Below are 20,490 nucleotides of genomic sequence, written 5' to 3'. Positions count from 1 at the left end.
ATTAATTTTATTGATAAAGAATTTTACTTATAACTGTTATACCTTGAAACAGCTTCCTCCTACAAATTCTTTTAGGATAGAATTGTTAGGTACCGCATCAGCCGGTGCCCCGATAAAATAGTCAAGAAATTTCAGCAATCTCTTTGCTTCTACATACTCTTCGCTGTTTCTATCCACGCCAAACAATAAGGGCTCGGCATAAACTTTTAATACCGCAAGCTCATAGATGAGGGCAGAGTTAAACATTATGTCAGCCTCTTCCTGGAAAGGGAATATATATTCTTCTTCTCCTCTTCTTACTGACGGCCACATGGATATGGTAGTTTGTGCTGATGCCCCTCTCGTTCTTGCGTCCCTTACCATTCTGCGAAGCAGTCTTCCGTCGGTGGTGGGTATTCTGTTATGCTCATCAATGTTAAGCTGTGTCAGAGCACTGATATATATTTTAAACTTTCTTTCCCTTGGCAGTGAATAAGACAATTCGTCATTTAAACCGTGGATTCCTTCTATAACCAATATTCCGTCCTTGCCTATGTTCACATAGTTGCCTTTATATTCCCTCCTGCCGGTTATAAAATTAAATACCGGCAATTCAACAGTCTTTCCGTTCATCAAATCTGCCATATCCTTATTAAACTGTTCCAGATCTATAGCATGTAAGCTTTCAAAATTAAAATTACCGTTTTCATCCCTGGGTGTCTTTTCCCTCTCAACAAAATAATTATCTACTGCTATCGGATACGGTTTTAATCCATGGGCTCTAAGCTGTATAGTAAGCCTGTGTGAAAAGGTGGTTTTACCTGACGAAGAAGGACCCGCAATCATTATAAATCTTTTGTCTTTTTCTTTTTTAATTGCATCGGCTATTTCACTTATTTTCTTTTCCTGAAGGGCTTCCTGGACCAAAACCAGTTCATTGAACTTGCCCTGGGCTATTAAATCATTAAGGGCCCCCACATTGTCAACTTCCATCATTTTTGCCCATTCATTTGATTCCCTCAGTGTAATATATAATTTTTTCCTTGGCACAAAAGGTTCTACAATGGTAGGCTTTTTCATGCTGGGAAGTATAAGTACAAAGCCTTCTTCATACAATTGTAGGTCAAAATATTTAAGCATACCTGTACTGGGAGGCATATACCCGTAAAAGTAGTCTTCAAATCCGTCAAGATTATATATATTTGTCTTTGATGTGCGACGGTATCTGAACAGTTTCTCCTTGTCATGCATTCCGTACTTGGAAAACAATTCTATAGCATCGTCGGTATCAATACTTCTTTTGATAAACGGCAGGTCTTTTCTTACAATTTCATGCATCCGTTCTTTAACTGCTTTAATCCGTTCTTCTGTTAACGGTACTTTCCCTTCATAATCAAAATATAAACTATTTCCCAGAGAATACTCCACAGAAACTTTTTCTATATTTTCACCGCCAAATTCGGCGTAAAAAGCCTTAAGCAGCACTAAAATCATGCCTCTGATATATGTCTTGTGCCCTGCATCCTCGGCAGTGGTAACAAAGCGAATCGTGCAATCTTCAACAATCGGTTTAAATAACTCCATCAGCTTATTATTGACAAAAGCAAGAATTATATCGTTTCCATATTCACTTTGATATTCTGCCGCTATATTAAGCAACAGGGTATTTTCGGGGAACTCTTTAACATTATCATTTACTTTTACTTTTACCGTTTTACTGCTCACTGTCTTCCCTCCTTATAGTAGTTTACTGCATTGTCGATAACAGATATCAGTTCAACAAGTTCATTTTGCCTTTCTATAGATTGCTTAGTAGGCAATGCGATTAATTCATTATAAATTTTCTTATACATCTGCTTTTCTGACTGCAAATATTCGAATAATACCGGATTTTTTTCCTCAAGAAGCAGTCTTCCGTAATAAAAATGTTCCGGCTTTGTAAGCTGATAATCTCTGTCATTAAGGTTAGAAGAAGCCGTTCTTGCCTTTAAAATAACATAAAACTTCCCGTCTTCTTTGAGCATACTCTCTTTTATAATTAAAAATCCCAAATCCTTCAAAGCTTTTCTTACAAGATGAATTTCAGACTGAGGCTGCAGGACCAGTTCGCTCACAGAGGAAAGAGCTCTCATGTTGCCTGTTAAAATTCTAATCATTAGTCTTCCGCCCATACCGGCAATAAGTATTGTGTCAACCTCTCCTGCCTGTAATTTTTCCAATCCGTCCGATTTCCTTATCGCAATCTTATCCGCTACCCCATACTTTTCTATATTCTCCCTTGCTTTGTCGATAGGCCCCTGATTTACATCCATAGCTATCACATAAGGAGAAATCATGTTTTTTACCAAGTATATTGACGTATATGCATGATCGCACCCGATATCGGCAACCCGATTGCCGGACGTTACCATCGATGCTACTGCCTGTAGTCTTTTTGAAAGCTGCATATTTTCCATCCCCATTAACATATTTATAATATATTACCATATAATGACGCATTATACCATAGTTCTTAATTTGCCTTAAACATCATTAAAATATGTAAGTAAATGATTAATTCTCAGATATAAAAGGAGACTAAAAACCTAAATTCTTAGGTTTTAAAGTCTCCCTTCAAAATCCTATTTTACTCCAGATAATCTTTAAGTTTCCGGCTCCTGCTGGGATGCCTGAGTTTCCTTAAAGCCTTTGCTTCAATCTGACGGATTCTTTCTCTTGTAACATTAAATTCCTTACCGACTTCTTCTAAAGTCCTGGCTCTTCCGTCATCCAAACCGAATCTTAACCTAAGCACCTTTTGTTCTCTTTCGGTTAACGTTCCGAGAACTTCAACCAATTGTTCCTTCAGCAAAGTGAAAGCCGCCGCATCAGCAGGTACCGGTACATTATCATCCTGAATAAAGTCTCCAAGGTGGCTGTCTTCTTCTTCACCGATAGGTGTTTCAAGAGAGACCGGCTCTTGAGAAATCTTCTGTATTTCTCTTACCCTGTCAACTGAAATATTCATCACTTCGGATATCTCTTCGGGGGTCGGTTCCCGTCCGAGTTCCTGCAACAGCTGTCTTTGAACCCTGGTCAGTTTATTTATTGTTTCTACCATATAAACCGGTATACGGATGGTTCTGGCCTGATCGGCAATAGCCCTTGTGATAGCCTGCCTGATCCACCAGGTGGCGTAGGTACTGAATTTAAAGCCCTTGCGATAGTCGAATTTCTCCACTGCTTTGATAAGTCCCAAATTTCCTTCCTGAATAAGGTCCAGAAACAACATTCCTCGGCCGACATATCTTTTTGCTATGCTGACCACCAGCCTGAGATTTGCTTCGGCAAGCCTTTTTTTGGCCGATTCATCTCCTTCTTCCATCCTTCTGGCCAGTTCATTTTCCTCTTCTGCTGTAAGCAAAGGAACCTTACCTATTTCTTTCAGATACATACGGACCGGATCTTCTATGTTAATACCTTCCGGAATAGATAGATCCAATGCTTCCGCATCGATATCCCCATCATCCGGAATAATATCATCATCATCGGCATCAGAAAACCGAAGAACGTCCACATTATGCTTTTCCAGGTAGTCATAAATTTTTTCAATTTTCTGCGGGTCTAATTCCATATCTGCAAAAAAATCATTTACTTCCTGATATTCAAGAACATTCTTCTTCTTTTCTGCATATGCCAGCAGTTCCTTTAATCTTTCTGTAAATTTAACGATATTTTCATCCATAGATTATCCTTCCTTTTCTAACATGTTTATATTCTAACCAGCATTCAATTAAATATGCAATTTATGCTAACAGCCATAAATTCACGCCATATAAACAGTTAAGGCTGTCCAAATATAACCGTATTATAGGCTTGCATACCTACTTCAAAGCTGTTGCAATACTTTTCTTAAGATCCGCTTTTTGCCTTATTATATCCTGCAAAAGTGCAGTATCATTTTTTTCAATAGCTTTAAGGCTTTGCTTGTCCAAACTGTCTTCCTTCAATCTGTATATTGTGTCAAACAGGGCTTTTTGTCTTTCAGCTTCTTTTATCTCACCAAGCAGTTGGGCGTTAAAAAGAGCTGCAGCTTCCGACTGCATCCTTGCATCTTCAAAATAGCCGATTATTTTTGCCGGTTCAACTTTATTGCCTTTTTCATACTCATCAAAAACCAGTTTTACAACCTGAGCATAAATTCCGTCAGAAAAATCCTCGGGCTTTATAATACTTTTTATTTTATAATAAATTTCCGGATCTTCGGAAATCCATGTGATAAGAAGTTTTTGTATTTTTTCTATGCCGTCCGTACCGCTGTTTTTTTCCTTTGCCCTGGCCTCAACCGGTTTTCTTTCTACCGGAATATTTTCAGCCCTGGTTCCTAATCTTGCGACCAACCTATGTAAAAGGACAGCATCTATTTTATATGTTTTAGCCACGGCATCAAGATAGAAATTTCTTTCCAGGTCATCGGCAATGGACAAGAGCTTTTTTGCTACTTCGTTAAAGAATTTTAGCTTTTCTTCGGGATCATCCATATCATATCCGCCTTTAAGCACATCAATTTCGAAGAAAAAGCTGTTTTTTGCGTTATCTATTCTCTTTTTGTACTCCTCCGCTCCCAGGGCCTTTATAAATTCATCGGGATCTTTATAGGGATGCATGTCCAATACCTTGACGCTTAACCCGTAATCCCTCAATATCTGGATTGCGCGGAGGGCCGCTTGTATCCCGGCTTTATCACTGTCAAAGGTAAGTATGACTTCCTGAGTATATCTCTTGATTAAGCCGGCGTGATGTTCAGTAAATGCAGTCCCCAGGGTCCCGACCGCATTGGTAAAACCAGCCTGATGTAAAGCGATAACATCCATATATCCTTCACATATAAGAAAATACGATTCCCGGGACCTGCGGGCTATGTTTAGGCCGTATAAAATCCTGCTCTTGTCAAAAATAACTGTTTCCGGAGAATTTAGGTATTTGGGGTTGCCGTTACCCATAACCCGTCCGCCGAATCCGACTACTCTGTTACCTACGTCCATTATGGGAAACATAATCCTGTCCCAAAACTTATCATGCCCGCCCCGTACCTCATCAAATGATATAAGGCCGGACTGCTTAAGCAGTTCATCTTCATATCCAAGTTTCTTTAAATACATATAAAGGTCATCACTGAAACGGTTGGCATATCCCAGTCCAAAGGCTTTAATTGTATCCTCGCTTAATCCTCTTTCGGCCAAATACTGTCTGGCAGCTTGTCCCCTTTCAGATCTCAACTGAAAGTAATAGTATCTGGCAGCTTCTTTGTTAATTTCCATCAGGCGGTTTTTTAAATCCGCCTGACGTTTTTCCCTCTCGGAAAATTCCTGTTCAGGCAGCTTAATTCCTGCCCTTTCTGCCAGGTATTTTAATGCCTCCACAAAAGTAAAGTTCTCATATTCCATAATGAAAGTAAAAACATTTCCCCCTACACCGCATCCGAAGCAATAATACATCTGCTTTGACTGGCTGACACTGAATGAAGGCGTTTTTTCATTGTGGAAAGGGCAGAGTCCCATATAATTGCTACCTGTTTTTTTCAGCTTTATGTACGAACCTATTACGTCTACAATATCATTTCTCAATCGGACTTCTTCCACTATTTCATCGGGATAATACATTTAAAATCCTCCCATCTGTTTAGCATCAATACACACTCCAAGCTGATGGGATCATGAGTTGCTTAAATTTAGCGACCGCATAACGATCCGTCATGCCTGCAACATAATCACATACCACCTGATAAGTAGGCTCATTATACTTTTCTATCCGCGAGAAATATTCTTGCGGCAATAACTCCGGATTATCCATATAGTACAGGAATAAAGTTTCGACAAGCCGTTCTGCCTGTTCTTCCTGGCTTTTGGCCTTTTTATTCAGATATACATTTGAAAATAAAAATTCTCTTAACCCGAATAAAGCTTTTTCTACTTCCGGAGACATTATAATGTCATTCTTGCCGTCACTGTTGGTTATAATGTCATTTATAATTGTATTTAACCTTTTAACCAGGGTATCACCCAGAATTTCTTTATACTCCTTAGGAATATCCTCTTCTTTTATAATACCTCCTCTTATGGCATCATCCGTATCATGATGTACATAAGCAATTTTATCGCTTAACCTTACTACCTTCCCTTCCAATGTGGAAGGCATAGTAGACATTTGGTGATTTCTTATGCCATCTCTTACCTCCTTGGTAAGATTAAGGCCTTTTCCGTGATTTTCAAGTAATTCTACAACACGGATACTTTGGAGATAATGTTTAAAGCCTCCCGGGCAAACCCTGTTTAGCGCCCTCTCCCCTGCATGGCCAAAGGGGGTATGTCCCAAATCATGTCCTAAAGCAATAGCTTCGGTCAAGTCCTCGTTCAACCTTAGGGCTTTGGCAATGGTCCTTGATATCTGGGAAACCTCCAGGGTATGAGTTAATCTGGTCCTGTAATGATCTCCTTCAGGTGCAAGAAAAACCTGTGTCTTGTGCTTAAGTCTTCTGAAAGCCTTGGAATGCAGTATCCTGTCTCTGTCTCTTTGATAAACAGGCCGGATATCGCATTGTTCTTCCTCGTAATCCCTCCCTTGAGACTGGTCTGAAAATGCCGCATATGGGCTTAAAATTTCATGTTCCCTAAGTTCGAGCTTCTGTCTGATAGTTAAGTTGTTATCCATAACAGCCTCCTTACTATCAAAAAAACATACCAACCCTTCTTGTGCTTTTGGATATCACCCGGAAAGTCACCTGTAATACTAATATTCTACAAAGACTTACTATTTCCTTTTTTAATTTATAAATTTATATAAAATTCATAAATTCCATTATTAGAACGTATATCTAAACATCCGTTTTGACGAACAAATAAACATAAAAAAACACATAATGCTTTTAAAACACTATGTGTGCACTTATCATGTATAATTATTACCAAAACATTACATTCTTAAGTTTATTCGGATTTCTCTGCCGCTTCTTCTTTCTTTTTTAAAGCTTCAGCTTCCCTTTGCCTTTTTGAATAAACACATCCGCAATAATCCTGACGGTACAAGCCGTATTCCTTTGATAAAGTTATAGACCGCTGATAACCGCCTCTCTTTTTGAAATCGGAAGGCAAAAAGGAAACACCATACTTAGCTGCAACTTCCTGTCCGATTTCATTGAGCTTGGCTGCATTTTTAAGCGGGCTTATGGTAAGAGTAGTTGTAAAATAATCAAAACCGCCTTCCTTGGCAATTTTGGCAGCCTCCTCAAGCCTTAATCGGTAACATATGAAACATCTTTCACCGCCTTCGGGGTCATTTTCATGCCCCCTTACATAATTATAGTATTTTTCAGGCTCATATTTTCCTTCCATAAATAATACAGGATATTTCAGAGGCATAGATGAAATCAGCTTTTCCTGTTCTTTTACCCTTCTTACATATTCGTCCTCCGGGTATATATTGGGATTATAATAAAAAACGGTTATAGCAAAATATTCAGACAAATATTCCAGTACATAACTGCTGCAGGGTGCACAACAACTGTGTATCAGAAGTTTCGGAGGATTGTATGGCTCTTCATTTTTTAGGTTGTTTATTATTTTATCAAGTTCCAGCTGGTAATTCATAATCTGCTCCTATAATTTAACGATTATCGGATTAAGTATACGGTTAACTGAAATTCTGTTATCAATATTAATATTTCAAAAAATCATTTAATATTTTTCTTCTTATTTATATATTTTCGTAAAAAGCCAAACAGTATATCCATCTGTTCTTTAGTTCCGATTGAAATTCTTAAATAGTTATTGATTCTCGGAAGATCAAAATAGCGGACAAGAATCTTATTTTCTCTTAAAGCATTAAACAGCTCTTTTGCCGGAATAAATTCATGGGTTACAAACAAAAAGTTGGTACTTGATTTAGGGAAGCTAAATCCTAGTTCTTTAAATTTTTCGGCAGCATCCTCCCGTATTTTTATAACTTTTTCAATTGAATCCCTGAAATAATCACCGTCTTTAACCGCTTCCACTCCCGCCAGAATGGCAGCCTGGCTTAAAGTATATGAATTAAAGGAATATTTTACGTCATTTAAAGCCTTAATAAGTCTTTTACTTCCGATTGCAAAGCCTATTCTCATTCCGGCCATTGCCCTGGACTTTGAGAATGTCTGTACAACAAGGAGATTATCATATTTTTTCGTCAAAGGTATGGCCGATTCTTTAGCAAAGTCTATATAAGCTTCATCGACAATCACTACTGAATCGGGATTATGTATGACTATATCTTCAATGGTTGAAATATCTTCATATATGGATGTAGGGGCATTGGGATTGGCTATAACTACGCCTCCGTTATCCTTATAATAATCCTCTTTTACTATGCGAAAATGTGAATCAACTGCCTGTGTTTCATAAGGTATCCGGTACAAATCACACCAGACCGGGTAGAAAGTATAAGTAATATCCGGAAAAAGAATCGGTTTTTCTGAATTAAAAAAGGTCATAAAGGCCATGGCCAAAACATCGTCCGAACCTACCCCCACAAATACTTCCTCTTTATCCACTCCATAGAACTTGGCCAGTTCTTCGACAAGAAGCCCGATTGAAGGATCCGGATACATACGAAGGTTGTCCGCATCCATGTTTTTTAGTGCTTCCAATACTCCCGGAGCCGGAGGAAAAGGATTCTCGTTGGTGTTAAGCTTAATAACCGATTTATCCTTAGTCTGTTCTCCCGGGACATAAGGTTTTACCCGCCGGATATACTTCTCCCAAGCTCTCACATTCTCTTCGCTCAATCTTTTAACCTCCCATAATCCCTGGCCAGATTTTTAAAGCCCGGCAAGGAACGTTTGATCATATCATAATCCACGCAATATGCAATCCTTACATACCCCGGACAATCAAAAGATGAACCAGGAACAATTAATATGTTATATTTCTTTGCCGCCTGAGCAAATTTTTTGTCGTCCTCTTCCAGGGCTTTTACAAAGAGATAAAAAGCTCCCTGCGGCTTTACACATTCGTAGCCATACGACATAAGACTGTTATAAAGCAGTTCCCTGTTCCGGTTATATACTTCCACATCTACCTGGACATCAAGGCATCTTGCAACGGCTCTTTGGATAAGTGACGGGGCATTGACAAATCCTAAAATGCGCGTAGCCACATTGGCAGCAGCAACCAAGTCTTCATAGTCGTCTGTTTCGGAAGGTATAACCAGATATCCTATTCTTTCACCCGGAAGCGACAGCGATTTACTGTATGAATACACAACAATAGTATTTTTATAATATTTTGTAAGATAAGGAACTTCCGTATTGTCATAAACCAGTTCCCTGTACGGTTCGTCGGATATAAGATAAATTGATGTATTATATTCCTGCTGCTTTTTATTAAGGATTTCAGCAAGTTTTCGGATCGTGTCTTCCGAATATACAACTCCGGTGGGATTATTGGGCGAATTTACAATAACTGCCTTTGTTTTACCTGTTATCCTTTTTTCAAATTCATTGAGATTAGGTTGAAATGTTTCGCAGTTTGGAGGTACTACTACCAATATGCCGTCATAGTTGCTTACATAATTGCGGTATTCACCGAAAAAAGGGGCAAACGTAACAACTTCGTCCCCGGGATTTAGCAGGGATTTTAAAATTACATTTAGACCTCCTGCAGCTCCGACAGTCATTACAATATTTTCATGGCTAAGATTTGTATTAAATTTTTTATTGAGCGATAATGCTATCTTTTCCCGTACATCAATATAACCGGAATTGTTCATATAGCCGTGAACAAGATTTGGCTCTTCTTCGTTCAGTACGCTTATCAATGCCTCCTTTATATTTAACGGCGGCTCGACACTCGGATTTCCCAGGCTGAAATCATATACATTTTCGGCGCCGTAAATTTCGTCAAGCCGTTTTCCCTCTTCAAACATAGCCCGAATTATAGAACTGTTTTTGACAAAGCCGATCATCTTTTCCGAAATCATAGTATTCCTTCTTTCTATAAATAGTTATATCCGGCCAAATCCAAATTTACCGGAAGCGAATATCCAGATAAGCCTTTACTATATCCACACATTTTCTGAAGCCCAACTGGCTGCTGTTTAGGCACAAATCGTAATTTCTGGCATCATTCCAGTTTCTTCCGGTAAAATATTTATAATACTCGGCCCTGCGTTTATCTATAGAAATAATCTGCTTTTCCAGCTCTTTTTCAGATTTTCCGGTCATTTCTTTAAGAGTCTTTATGCAGTCATCAAGGGGTGCATGGACAAACACCTTAACCACATTGTTAAAATCTTTCAGAATATAATCTGCTGCCCTTCCGACTATCACACAAGATTCCTGTTGTGCAAGTTCTTTAATTATCTTTGCCTGATAGTTAAATAAATTTTCGTTGGAAACAAAATCATCGCTGTCGGGAGGAATTAGTTCTCCTTTATAAGCTTTCTTTGCTATTTTAAAAAGCAGGCTCTTTTTAAGCTGTTCGTCAGCTTTTGCAAACAGCTCCTCGTTTATACCGCTGTCATCCGAAGCAAGCCTTAGTAATTCACGGTCATAGAATGAAATCCCCAATTCCTCGGCCAGCATCCTGCCGATGGTTCTTCCCCCGCTGCCGTATCCTCTGGCAACAGTAATAACAAACTTTTTCATACATTTCACCTTCCCAATAGTCGGCTTAGCCCCTAATTACAGTTGGCGATGCCTTTTTATGTTGAAATCTATTTATTTATATTTTTAAATGCCGGTAATTTATTCACCCAAATATGCTTTTTTTACCGATTCGTTATTCATCAGTTCTTTTGCGTCGCCCTCTAAAACAATATTACCGGTTTCAAGTACATATGCACGGTTAGCAATAGATAAGGCTTTCTTTGCATTCTGTTCAACCAAAAGAACCGTAGTGCCGCTCTTGTTTATGCTTTTAATTATATCAAATACCTCTTCTACAAGAATGGGTGACAAGCCCATAGAAGGCTCATCCATTAATATTATTTTGGGTTTTGACATAAGAGCCCGTCCCATAGCCAGCATCTGTTGTTCTCCGCCGCTTAAGGTACCGGCCATCTGATTTTTTCGTTCTTTCAGTCTGGGGAATCTTGTAAAAACCTGTTCCAAGGTTTCTTCAATCTCATCTTTATTGGTTCTTGTATAAGCTCCCATCAAAAGATTTTCATATACGGTAAGCTGTGAAAAAACCCTCCTGCCTTCCGGTACATGAGCTATACCCATGGCTACAATTTTATGGGGATGTATCTTTTGAAGGTCAACTCCACCGTATAAAATTTCACCCTGTTTTGCGGCTATTAATCCTGAGATTGTCTGTAAAATCGTGGTCTTACCCGCACCGTTGGCACCTATTAAAGCAATTATTTCTCCTTCTTCTACTCTGAAAGAAACTCCTTTGATTGCCTGAATGACACCATAATAAACCTGCAAATTTTTAACTTCTAACATTCGATAATTCTCCTTTATTTTATTAAGGATTTATATTTGCTACCGGAAGAATTTTCTTTTTAAGAAAAATTTTCTTCTTTTTAAATATGAAGAATATTTTCTTAATAAGAAATCGATTCTGCTTATAATAAATGAAAATATTTTAACATCTGCAAAATAGCCTTAAATACAGACAATAAATATTCCGATTTCGTTTTTCGTTGAGTTTACGAATTTTATTCACCCAAATATGCCTTAATTACTTCAGGATTATTTAACACATCCTGGGGAAGTCCGTTGGCCAGTTCCGTACCGAAATTAAGAACAAATATCTTCTCACAGATTCCGGCTACCAGTTTCATGTCATGCTCAATCAGAAGTATTGTAAGATCATACTTCTTCCTTATAATGGTAATCGTTTCCATAAGCTCCTCAGTCTCAGCCGGGTTCATACCGGCTGCAGGCTCATCCAGCAAAAGCAGCTTGGGATTTGTTGCCAGAGCTCTTGCTATTTCAAGTTTTCTTTGTTTTCCGTAAGGTAGATTTGCCGAAAGAATGTCGGCTTCTTTATCAAGTCCGAATACTTCCAGAATCTCATAGGCTTTTTCATTCATGCGCTTTTCGGTTCTAAAATATGAAGGCAGTCTAAATATTCCTGAAATCGTAGAATAATTGTAATTATTATGAAGGCCGATTTTTACATTATCAAGTACTGACAAGTTCTTAAATAATCTTATGTTTTGAAACGTTCTTGCAATTCCGGCCTTATTTATTTCAACAGGACTGAGCCCCGTTATATTCTTGCCGTCCAAAATAATCTGGCCCATATCCGGTTTATATACACCGGTAAGAAGGTTAAAAACCGTTGTTTTGCCGGCACCGTTTGGCCCTATAAGCCCGTATAATTCCCCTTTATTAACAGTGATGCTGAACGAATCGACCGCATGCAAACCTCCAAAGGAGATACTTAAATTTTTAACTTTCAGCATTTCCATATTACAGCTCCTCCTTCTTTGATTTCTTTAGCATTGCGGCCAAGTTGGAAGATAATTTATTACGCCATGCCACACATGCCGGTGCCCAGTTATACAACATCATAACAATAAGTACAATGGAATAAATCAGCATACGATAGTCTCTTAAGAAACGCAAATATTCGGGAAGTAAAGTCAGCAATACCGCAGAAATAATCGAACCGCGCAAGTTTCCCATGCCGCCAAGCACTACAAAAACCAGTATCATAATAGACAGATTATAGCCGAACTTAGAAGATTGAACAGTAGCTATGTTGTGTGAATACAAAACTCCTGCGATCCCTGCCAAAGCGGCAGATATAGAAAAGGCAAGTATTTTATATTTTGTAATATTAATACCCACAGACTCTGCAGCAATGCTGTTATCCCTTATGGCCATTATAGCCCGTCCTGAACGGGAATTTACCAAATTTACTATAATTAAGTATGTTATTAAAAGTAAAATTACACTTACGGTAAAGGTTGCATCTCTTGGTGTACCGGAGATACCTTGAGCTCCCTTAACAAGAACAATGCCTCCATCTTCCAGATTCAGAGATATGGCATCTTTCATCGATAAATGAATACCTTTACTGTCATAGCCTATATATAGAACATTAAGAACATTCTTTATTATTTCACCGAATGCCAAAGTTACAATTGCCAGATAGTCTCCTCTTAACCTTAAAACAACCGTACCGATAAATATTCCAAAGAGTCCCGCTACCACTGCCCCTAAAAGAATCGCCAGAGTAAAGCGGATAAATGTATTTTGAATTGCATTTACGGTGCATTTTGAAAAAATTGCTCCGGCAAAGGCACCCAGACACATAAAACCTGCATGCCCGAGGCTTAGTTGTCCGAGGAATCCAACGGTCAAATTTAAGGATACTGCCATAATAGCATAATAGCACATAGAAACTAACAAATTTTGAAGAAGGTTTGACATATTGCCCGTTACAATCAAAGCCTGACATATAATATATGCTATCAAAATCATACCAACGGTTATGATGGAAGAACGGGCAGATTTGTTTATTTTCAGCATTTTTGATTTCATTGCACCCACCTACACTTTCTCTTGAATCTTTCTGCCAAGAATTCCGGTCGGCTTCACCAGAAGCACAACAATAAGTATCAGAAATACTATGGCATCTCCCAGCTGTGTGGAAATATATGCACGGCTTAATATCTCAATTACACCAAGCAAAATTCCGCCGATCATGGCACCGGGAATTGAACCAATTCCTCCAAAGACTGCGGCAACAAATGCCTTTATACCCGGCATGGCCCCCGAGGTGGGTGAAAGATTGTGATACGCCGAAAACATCAAAGCACTTCCAATCGCAGCAATAGCAGATCCGATCGCAAATGTAATCGCTATGGTTTTATTTACATTCACACCCATTAAAACCGCTGCTTCTTTATCTTCCGATACCGCAATCATACCGCGGCCGGTTTTGGATTTCTTTATAAAAAAATTAAGTCCAATCATAATTACGATGCAAAGCGGGATTGTAACCAAAGTTTCACCGGATATGCTAAGTCTGCCGTCAAATAATGACAATGCTTTAACCGGAATAACCGACGTAAATGATTTTGATTCGGCTCCGTAAATAAGAAGTGCCAGATTTTGAAGAAGATAACTTACACCTATAGCTGTAATCAAAACTGCCAATGAAGGGGCCTTTCGAAGGGGTTTATACGCAATCCGTTCAATCGTCATTCCCAGTAAAGTACAGACAATCATAGCAGCTAATACAGAAAAGAAAGGATTAAGTCCTAAAGTACTCATAAGAGTAAATATAATAAAGCCGCCTACCATGATTACATCGCCATGGGCAAAGTTTATCATTTTTGCTATTCCGTATACCATTGTATAGCCCAGAGCAATAATAGAATATACACTTCCCAGGCTTATTCCGTTTAACAAATGTGTTAGAAAATTCATCTTTACCCCCGTTAAGCATGCAAAACATGCATTTTTAATATTAGTTACATTATTTTAACACAGCAAAAAATATGTTACAACATATTATCATATTTAATCCATATATTGCTAAAAGGTCTATGAATACAAGAAACATACAGCAGGATTTTTAGATCCGTCTGTATGTTTCCGTATCCTATATTTTGTTTAAGATTCGATTTTAAATTTTTTGCAACACATTAATCAACTGAAACATATTTTCCTTCTTTAATTACTACTGCCATAGGTTGCTTGTTAACTTCACCGGATGCTGTCCAGGTCATGCCTGCACCGGTAAGTCCGTCAAATGTAATCTTAGTCATAGCCGCTTTTAAGCCTTCGCAAATCTCTGATACGCTCATATCAGGGGTCACTCCGCTCTCTTCAATAGCAGCTTTGATGATATAGATAGCATCATAAGCATCTGCTGCAAATTGGTTAGGAGTAACACCATGCAATTCTTCAAATTTCTTAACAAAATTCTGTGTTTTTTCATCCTGAGCGTCGGCCGCAAAAGGTGTCAGAAGCATAACGTCTTCTGCCAGGGATGCGTCAAAGTTTTCAACACCGAGAATTCCGTCAAGGCCATCGCATCCGAAGAAAATCGGTTTATAATCCATGGCATTTGCCTGAGTTAAAATCAAAGTAGCTTCTTCATAATAAATAGGAAGGAATACCAGTTCCGCACCGGCAGCCTTTGCCTTATTTAACTGTACATTAAAATCGGAATTGCTGTCATCCGTAAACGCTTCGGCTGCAACAATTTCAAATGAATGATTTTTAGCTTCCGCTGCAAATTTTTCATAAATACCTGTGGAATAAACGTCGGAACTGTTATAAATTACGGCTACCTTGGAAGCCAAATTATGTTCTGCAATATACTGAGCAGATGCGATACCCTGGTTAGGATCTGTAAAGCAAACCTGGAATGCGTTGTCATACTGAACTACTTCGGGAGCTGAAGCCGAAGGAGTAAGCATGAACATATTGTCTCTATAAGTTTCCTCTTTTACAGCATTGCTGGGGTTGGAGGTTACTGTACCCATAAGAATCTGCATACCCCAGTCTTTCAGAGTATTATAAGCATTTACGGATTTTTCAGGGTCATGTTCATCATCTTCAAACCTGAACTCAATAAGTGCCCCGTTAATTCCGCCTGCCTCATTTATCTCCTTAACTGCAATTTCCGCAGCGTTTTTAACATGTTGTCCGTAAACCGCTGCAGGACCTGTTATAGGCCCAATTCCTCCTATGTAGAATTTCTTTACATCCGAATCATTTTGAGCATCATCCTGAGTTTCTTCCTTATCCTGGGCTTCTCCCTTATCTTGAGTCTGCTCACTTTGCTGCTTGCCGCTATCATTAGATCCTGATGTATCGTCTTTTTTGCCGCAAGCTGCCAAACCAACAATCACAATGCTTAATACCAACAAAAGACTTAACATTCTCTTTTTCATATAAATCCCTCCCACTTGTTTTAGGTCTAGAACAATATGCCGCTTTAACGTATTAATTCGTTGACCTGTTAATTGTATAAATAAGACGTTCCCTATGATTTGACAGATTTTTCTGTCTTACATTTCGAACGTCTTATTTTATAGACTCTATAATAACCTTGAATATTTGATTTGTCAACAAATATTTAGAATAATATAAATTTAGAGTTCGCCTCCGCACTTGTCGCAAAAATCCAAGCCCTCCAAAGTAATGCCTCCGCAATCCGGACATATGATTTTCGCTGGAAGAATTTCTATCTCAACTATTTCATTCTCTTCACCGTTCTTATCTTTCTGATCAGCCTTATCTGCCAATTCCTTCTGCCAATCAAAGTCATGCAAATCTTCATCAAGATTTTTTAAGTAAATGCTCTTTTCTTTTTTCATTCTCAATAATCTATCCCATTTAAACATACTAAACCTCCCCGTTATCGGCCTTTTTTTATGTTTGGTTAATTATATTAAAATTCTGCCCTGTATTTATTCATTAGGGCTTTAAAAATTTCGGCATTAGTCGGGGGAGTATAAGTGATTGCATTGGCACCTGCTTCTATGGTTTCCATAATAGTTTCAGGCGTAGGGCCGCCTGTTGCTATAATAGGCACATTAGGGAAATCTCTTCTTATTTTTCTTACTATCTCAGGTGTCTTTGAAGCTGCCGATACATTTAATATGGATACCCCGCTGTCTAAGCGGCTTTGAATATCGGTCCTGTCTGACACCACAGTAATAATTATAGGAATGTCTATGCGTTCTTTAAGCATTTTTATGGTTTCATTCGGAGTCGGTGCATTTAATACTACCCCTGCAGCCCCCTGAAATTCAGCGTGCTCAGCCAGGTTAACCACTCGGTGTCCTGTGGTTGTCCCGCCTCCAACACCACAAAATACAGGAACATCGGAACAAGTTATTATTGAATGTGAAATAATCGGCTGTGGTGTAAACGGATATACGGCAATGACTGCATTGGCATTGCAGTTACGTATGATAGCTACATCTGTGGAAAAAACAATGGATCGGATTAGTTTACCGAAAATTCTTATTCCGATGGCTGCATCTATTTCTTTCGGTACTCTGATCATATGTTTTCTTAATACACCGTCGATTTCAGGGGCCTGTCTGTTATCCATAGCATTCCTCCAATTCTTTTAAAAAAATTTTTATTGGTTTCAATTCAAATTTCCCGTTAATCTCTAAAAGCTTGCAAGCTCTTCCTGCCTGCAAGCATTTTAATAAAAGTTATGCATCAGTATTGTGCCATTTATACCAAATTTTTAATTGCTTAGAAAGCAGAAATAAAATACATCCTCTTACAGCTAAATTATATTATAAAGTAAATTTCCATGACAAGCATGAAGATTCAAATATTTTCGCCCTATATTGACAAAATATCAGTTACATGATGCTATACGCTTCTGATCTGAAACCCTTCTCATCTCTATAACCGGAACACCTTTGCCTTCAATAAAATCTTTTGTTATTATTACCCGTCCAATATTGTCATCCTTCGGGATTTCGTACATGATATCAAGCATTATCTCTTCCAAAATAGCCCTCAAGGCTCTGGCCCCTGTTTTCTTCTCCAAAGCTTTTTCCGATATAGCTTCCAATGCCTCCGGCTCAAAACTTAATTCCACCTCATCCATAGCAAGCAGGCTTTGATATTGCTTGATAATAGCATTTCTTGGCTCTTTTAATACCTTTATCATCATTTCTCTGGTAATGCCTTCAAAAGTACATAAAATCGGGAGTCTGCCCAGGAATTCCGGTATCATTCCGTATTCTCTTAGGTCATCCAAAGTTACTTTCTGCAAGATATTTGCATCATCATCGTATTTATCCTTAAGATCGGCCGTAAAACCGATTGAACTTTGTTTATTAAGTCTTGCCTTAATTATTTTTTCCAGATCCGGAAATGCTCCTCCACAAATAAACAAAATATTCTCGGTATTAACTGTCTTAAGAGGTACCATTGCATTTTTTGATGATGCTCCAACCGGTACTTCAACATTGCTTCCTTCAAGCAGTTTAAGAAGCCCCTGCTGAACGGATTCGCCGCTTACGTCCCGTCCGTTTGTATTGCGTTTTTTTGCGATTTTGTCGATCTCGTCTATAAATACTATTCCCCTCTCGGCCTTTTTTACGTCATTGCCCGCAGCCGCCAGCAATTTTGAGATGACACTTTCTACGTCATCACCTATATATCCGGCTTCAGTTAAGGATGTGGCATCGGCTATGGCTAAAGGAACATCCAGTAGTTTTGCCAGGGTTTTAACCAAATAAGTTTTTCCGCATCCGGTCGGACCTATCATAAGCATATTGGATTTTTCTATTTCAACGTCTTTAGGTGCCCCTTTGCTTATTCTTTTGTAATGGTTGTATACCGCAACCGATATGACTTTTTTGGCATGTTCCTGTCCGACAATATATTCGTCCAGCTTTGCCTTGATTATATGCGGGGCAGGAATCTTGCTTCTGTCAAAAGCAGCGGTTTCTTCCTTTAAGTCTTCATCGGTTTTTTCTTTCGGGTTGCTTGCCTTACCGATATTGCTTATGTCCGATACCCCGAGCATAACAGGAGGAAAACCTATCATGTTAAAATATGGATTATCGTTGTTATTGATTAAATCAAAGGTTTTCTGCATACAGTCCGCACATATATGTATATAGTTCGGAATATGCAGAATCTTACCTGCAACACTTGCAGGCCTTTTGCATATATAGCATACTTCCTCATCATTATTGTTATTATCTTTTTTATCGTTATTATTTTCTATATTATTGATTTTATCATTAAAATTGTCCTTATTGCTGCTCATCTTATCTTTCGACCCTTTCTGTATAAATGTCATTTATTTAAAATAATCAAGATATACATAATTATTTTTATATAGTATAACGTATATATTTTTTTCATACAATAATATTTCTTTGATTTTATATAACATAAGGGTTTCCATATCTTACTGCCTGCTAAACAAGTCAGTCCTATGGAAACCCAAATACGAAATTTAATAATTCTAATGTCAGTTATTTATTTCGCTTCTTGACCCAAGGATTGTCTTAACGGTCTGTTCCTTATACCCTCCGTCTATATGACGCATGTATTTAATTTCAACCTCAGTGCCTGCTCGGATACTTGAAACCAGTTCTTTCAGCTGAACGGCTGACGTAATCTCTATGTCATTTATATATTTTATGACGTCTCCTTCTTTCAATCCAGCTTTTTCAGCAGGGCTTCCTTTTACTACACTTGTTATATATACCCCTACAGGTATCCTGAATCTTTCTGAAACGTCTTCCGTTACGTCCGTAGTAGTAACTCCAAGAAAACCTTGTTCTTCCGGAGCCAGAATCTCCCGGCTCATAAGCTCATTTATAATAGGAATAGCTTTTGATATAGGAATTGCATACCCCATACCTTCAACCTTGTAATCGGCAAACTTAACCGTATTTATGCCTATTACTTCACCATTTACATTCAGCAAAGCTCCTCCGCTGTTGCCGGGGTTTATGGCCGCGTCTGTCTGAAGCAGTACCATAGTTTTATAACTGTAATTGTCTGAAATCTCTACTTTCCTGTCCTTTGCGCTGATATATCCGACCGTAATAGATTGTCCGTATCCCATAGCATTGCCTATTGCTATTGCCATTTCACCGACTTTAACATCATCAGAATTACCCAGCTTGGCAACCTTAATTGCATCAAGAGTACTTTTTTCCAGTTCAGATAAATCAACTGTCAGAACTGCCAGGTCTGCGGTAGCATCTGTTCCTTTTATTACCGCATTGGCCTCTGTATCGTCTATGAATGTTACCGTTATCTTGTCTGTTCCGTCTACAACATGATTGTTTGTAGCTATAAGAAGTTCTTTCTCATCTTTACCGACAATTATACCCGAACCGCTTCCCCCGCTCGGAATCTCAATACCAAACCAGTTGGTGCTAGTAGATACACTGGTAATAGATACTATTGACGGCAATGTTTCTTCGGCCACTTTCATAACTGACGATTCCGGAACCGAATTTACCTTCCCAAGGTCCGTACTTGCTACTTTAAGTTTTGTGCGTACATTGCCGTCGGCCGATCCGATAATATAACTTTCATGATTTTGAAAAGCATTGGGGTTAAGTTTATAGTAAAGGAACTGGACTCCTATAAATGTAGCCCCGGCCAGTATTCCGAACAATAGCGCTTTTGCCAAAAAGCCAAAAACTTTTTTTGCACCTTTTTTCTTTTGCGGTTTTTCTTCATATCGGGGTATATGATGGTAATAATTATACCCGGTACCTGTCGAAGATGACATATTCTCAGCCCAAAAACTGTATTCAGGTTTATTATCCTGACTATTATTATTTTCTTCATTATCTATTTTATTTGGGTTATCGTAATCACCGTTTTGGTTATAGAAATCCATACATCTGCTCCTTTCCTGTTCCTTTTTAGTTAATATAACATCATTTTGTGTAAAGAATGTGAAGAAATACTGTTTCTGTAAAAATCATATTGTTCAAATAGACTTATTAATGTATTATAATAAATAGGCTCATATATAACCAAAAACAAACATTTTAACCTAGGGAGGGTTAAGT

18 protein-coding genes are annotated in these 20,490 nt (G+C 38.4%); all 18 read right to left on the bottom strand.

Annotated elements, in window-relative coordinates:
- Positions 1–36: 36 nt before the first annotated feature.
- The 18 genes from HHT355_RS00745 to HHT355_RS00660 all read right to left on the bottom strand — a co-directional run bounded on the left by HHT355_RS00745 (position 37) and on the right by HHT355_RS00660 (position 20,315).
- Positions 37–1,704: a nucleoside kinase gene (locus HHT355_RS00745; protein WP_103201551.1), complete on the bottom strand. Its 1,668-nt coding sequence runs from the start codon at positions 1,702–1,704 to the stop codon at positions 37–39.
- Entirely contained in the window at positions 1,701–2,426 is a 726-nt protein-coding gene (locus HHT355_RS00740) for a tRNA (adenine(22)-N(1))-methyltransferase (protein WP_158245846.1), read from the bottom strand. Before HHT355_RS00740 ends, HHT355_RS00745 begins: the two co-directional genes overlap by 4 nt.
- A gap of 179 nt (positions 2,427–2,605) precedes the next feature.
- Entirely contained in the window at positions 2,606–3,703 is a 1,098-nt protein-coding gene (gene rpoD, locus HHT355_RS00735) for an RNA polymerase sigma factor RpoD (protein ID WP_103201549.1), read from the bottom strand.
- 139 nt (positions 3,704–3,842) lie between these two features.
- Positions 3,843–5,621, bottom strand: coding sequence for a DNA primase (dnaG, locus tag HHT355_RS00730; protein WP_103201548.1), 1,779 nt, complete (start codon positions 5,619–5,621; stop codon positions 3,843–3,845).
- Between the two features lie 25 nt (positions 5,622–5,646).
- Complete coding sequence (locus HHT355_RS00725) at positions 5,647–6,669, bottom strand: deoxyguanosinetriphosphate triphosphohydrolase (RefSeq protein WP_103201547.1); 1,023 nt, start codon at positions 6,667–6,669, stop codon at positions 5,647–5,649.
- A gap of 275 nt (positions 6,670–6,944) precedes the next feature.
- Positions 6,945–7,604, bottom strand: coding sequence for an epoxyqueuosine reductase QueH (locus tag HHT355_RS00720; protein ID WP_103201546.1), 660 nt, complete (start codon positions 7,602–7,604; stop codon positions 6,945–6,947).
- An 83-nt stretch (positions 7,605–7,687) separates the two neighbouring features.
- Positions 7,688–8,761, bottom strand: coding sequence for a pyridoxal phosphate-dependent aminotransferase (locus tag HHT355_RS00715; protein ID WP_103201557.1), 1,074 nt, complete (start codon positions 8,759–8,761; stop codon positions 7,688–7,690).
- A gap of 11 nt (positions 8,762–8,772) precedes the next feature.
- Positions 8,773–9,969 carry a pyridoxal phosphate-dependent aminotransferase gene (locus HHT355_RS00710; RefSeq protein ID WP_103201545.1) on the bottom strand — a complete coding sequence of 399 codons (1,197 nt, stop codon included), beginning with the start codon at positions 9,967–9,969 and terminating at the stop codon, positions 8,773–8,775.
- A gap of 46 nt (positions 9,970–10,015) precedes the next feature.
- Positions 10,016–10,636, bottom strand: coding sequence for a cytidylate kinase-like family protein (locus HHT355_RS00705; protein WP_103201544.1), 621 nt, complete (start codon positions 10,634–10,636; stop codon positions 10,016–10,018).
- A gap of 99 nt (positions 10,637–10,735) precedes the next feature.
- Positions 10,736–11,440, bottom strand: a complete 705-nt coding sequence (locus tag HHT355_RS00700; RefSeq protein WP_103201543.1) for an ABC transporter ATP-binding protein — start codon at positions 11,438–11,440, stop codon at positions 10,736–10,738.
- 215 nt (positions 11,441–11,655) lie between these two features.
- A complete protein-coding gene (locus HHT355_RS00695) occupies positions 11,656–12,414 on the bottom strand; it encodes an ABC transporter ATP-binding protein (RefSeq protein WP_103201542.1) in 759 nt (252 codons plus the stop codon).
- 1 nt (position 12,415) lies between these two features.
- Entirely contained in the window at positions 12,416–13,492 is a 1,077-nt protein-coding gene (locus tag HHT355_RS00690) for a branched-chain amino acid ABC transporter permease (protein WP_199179135.1), read from the bottom strand.
- 9 nt (positions 13,493–13,501) lie between these two features.
- The gene (locus tag HHT355_RS00685) at positions 13,502–14,383 is read right to left on the bottom strand and encodes a branched-chain amino acid ABC transporter permease (protein ID WP_103201540.1); all 882 of its coding nucleotides are present in this window, start codon (positions 14,381–14,383) and stop codon (positions 13,502–13,504) included.
- A gap of 218 nt (positions 14,384–14,601) precedes the next feature.
- A complete protein-coding gene (locus tag HHT355_RS00680) occupies positions 14,602–15,858 on the bottom strand; it encodes an ABC transporter substrate-binding protein (RefSeq protein WP_103201539.1) in 1,257 nt (418 codons plus the stop codon).
- Positions 15,859–16,059: 201 nt separating this feature from the next.
- Positions 16,060–16,311, bottom strand: coding sequence for a hypothetical protein (locus tag HHT355_RS00675; protein WP_103201538.1), 252 nt, complete (start codon positions 16,309–16,311; stop codon positions 16,060–16,062).
- Positions 16,312–16,358: 47 nt separating this feature from the next.
- Positions 16,359–17,027, bottom strand: a complete 669-nt coding sequence (locus HHT355_RS00670; RefSeq protein ID WP_103201537.1) for a beta/alpha barrel domain-containing protein — start codon at positions 17,025–17,027, stop codon at positions 16,359–16,361.
- 261 nt (positions 17,028–17,288) lie between these two features.
- Entirely contained in the window at positions 17,289–18,716 is a 1,428-nt protein-coding gene (clpX, locus tag HHT355_RS00665; RefSeq protein ID WP_103201536.1) for an ATP-dependent Clp protease ATP-binding subunit ClpX, read from the bottom strand.
- Between the two features lie 207 nt (positions 18,717–18,923).
- On the bottom strand, positions 18,924–20,315 hold the full coding sequence (locus HHT355_RS00660; protein ID WP_103201535.1) for a S1C family serine protease: 1,392 nt from the start codon (positions 20,313–20,315) through the stop codon (positions 18,924–18,926).
- Positions 20,316–20,490: the final 175 nt, after the last annotated feature.

The organism is Herbinix hemicellulosilytica (assembly GCF_002904165.1).
GTDB classification, from domain to species: domain Bacteria; phylum Bacillota; class Clostridia; order Lachnospirales; family Lachnospiraceae; genus Mobilitalea; species Mobilitalea hemicellulosilytica.
The sequence above is the reverse complement of the archived record's forward strand: the minus strand, read 5'-3'. Positions and strand labels throughout refer to the sequence as shown.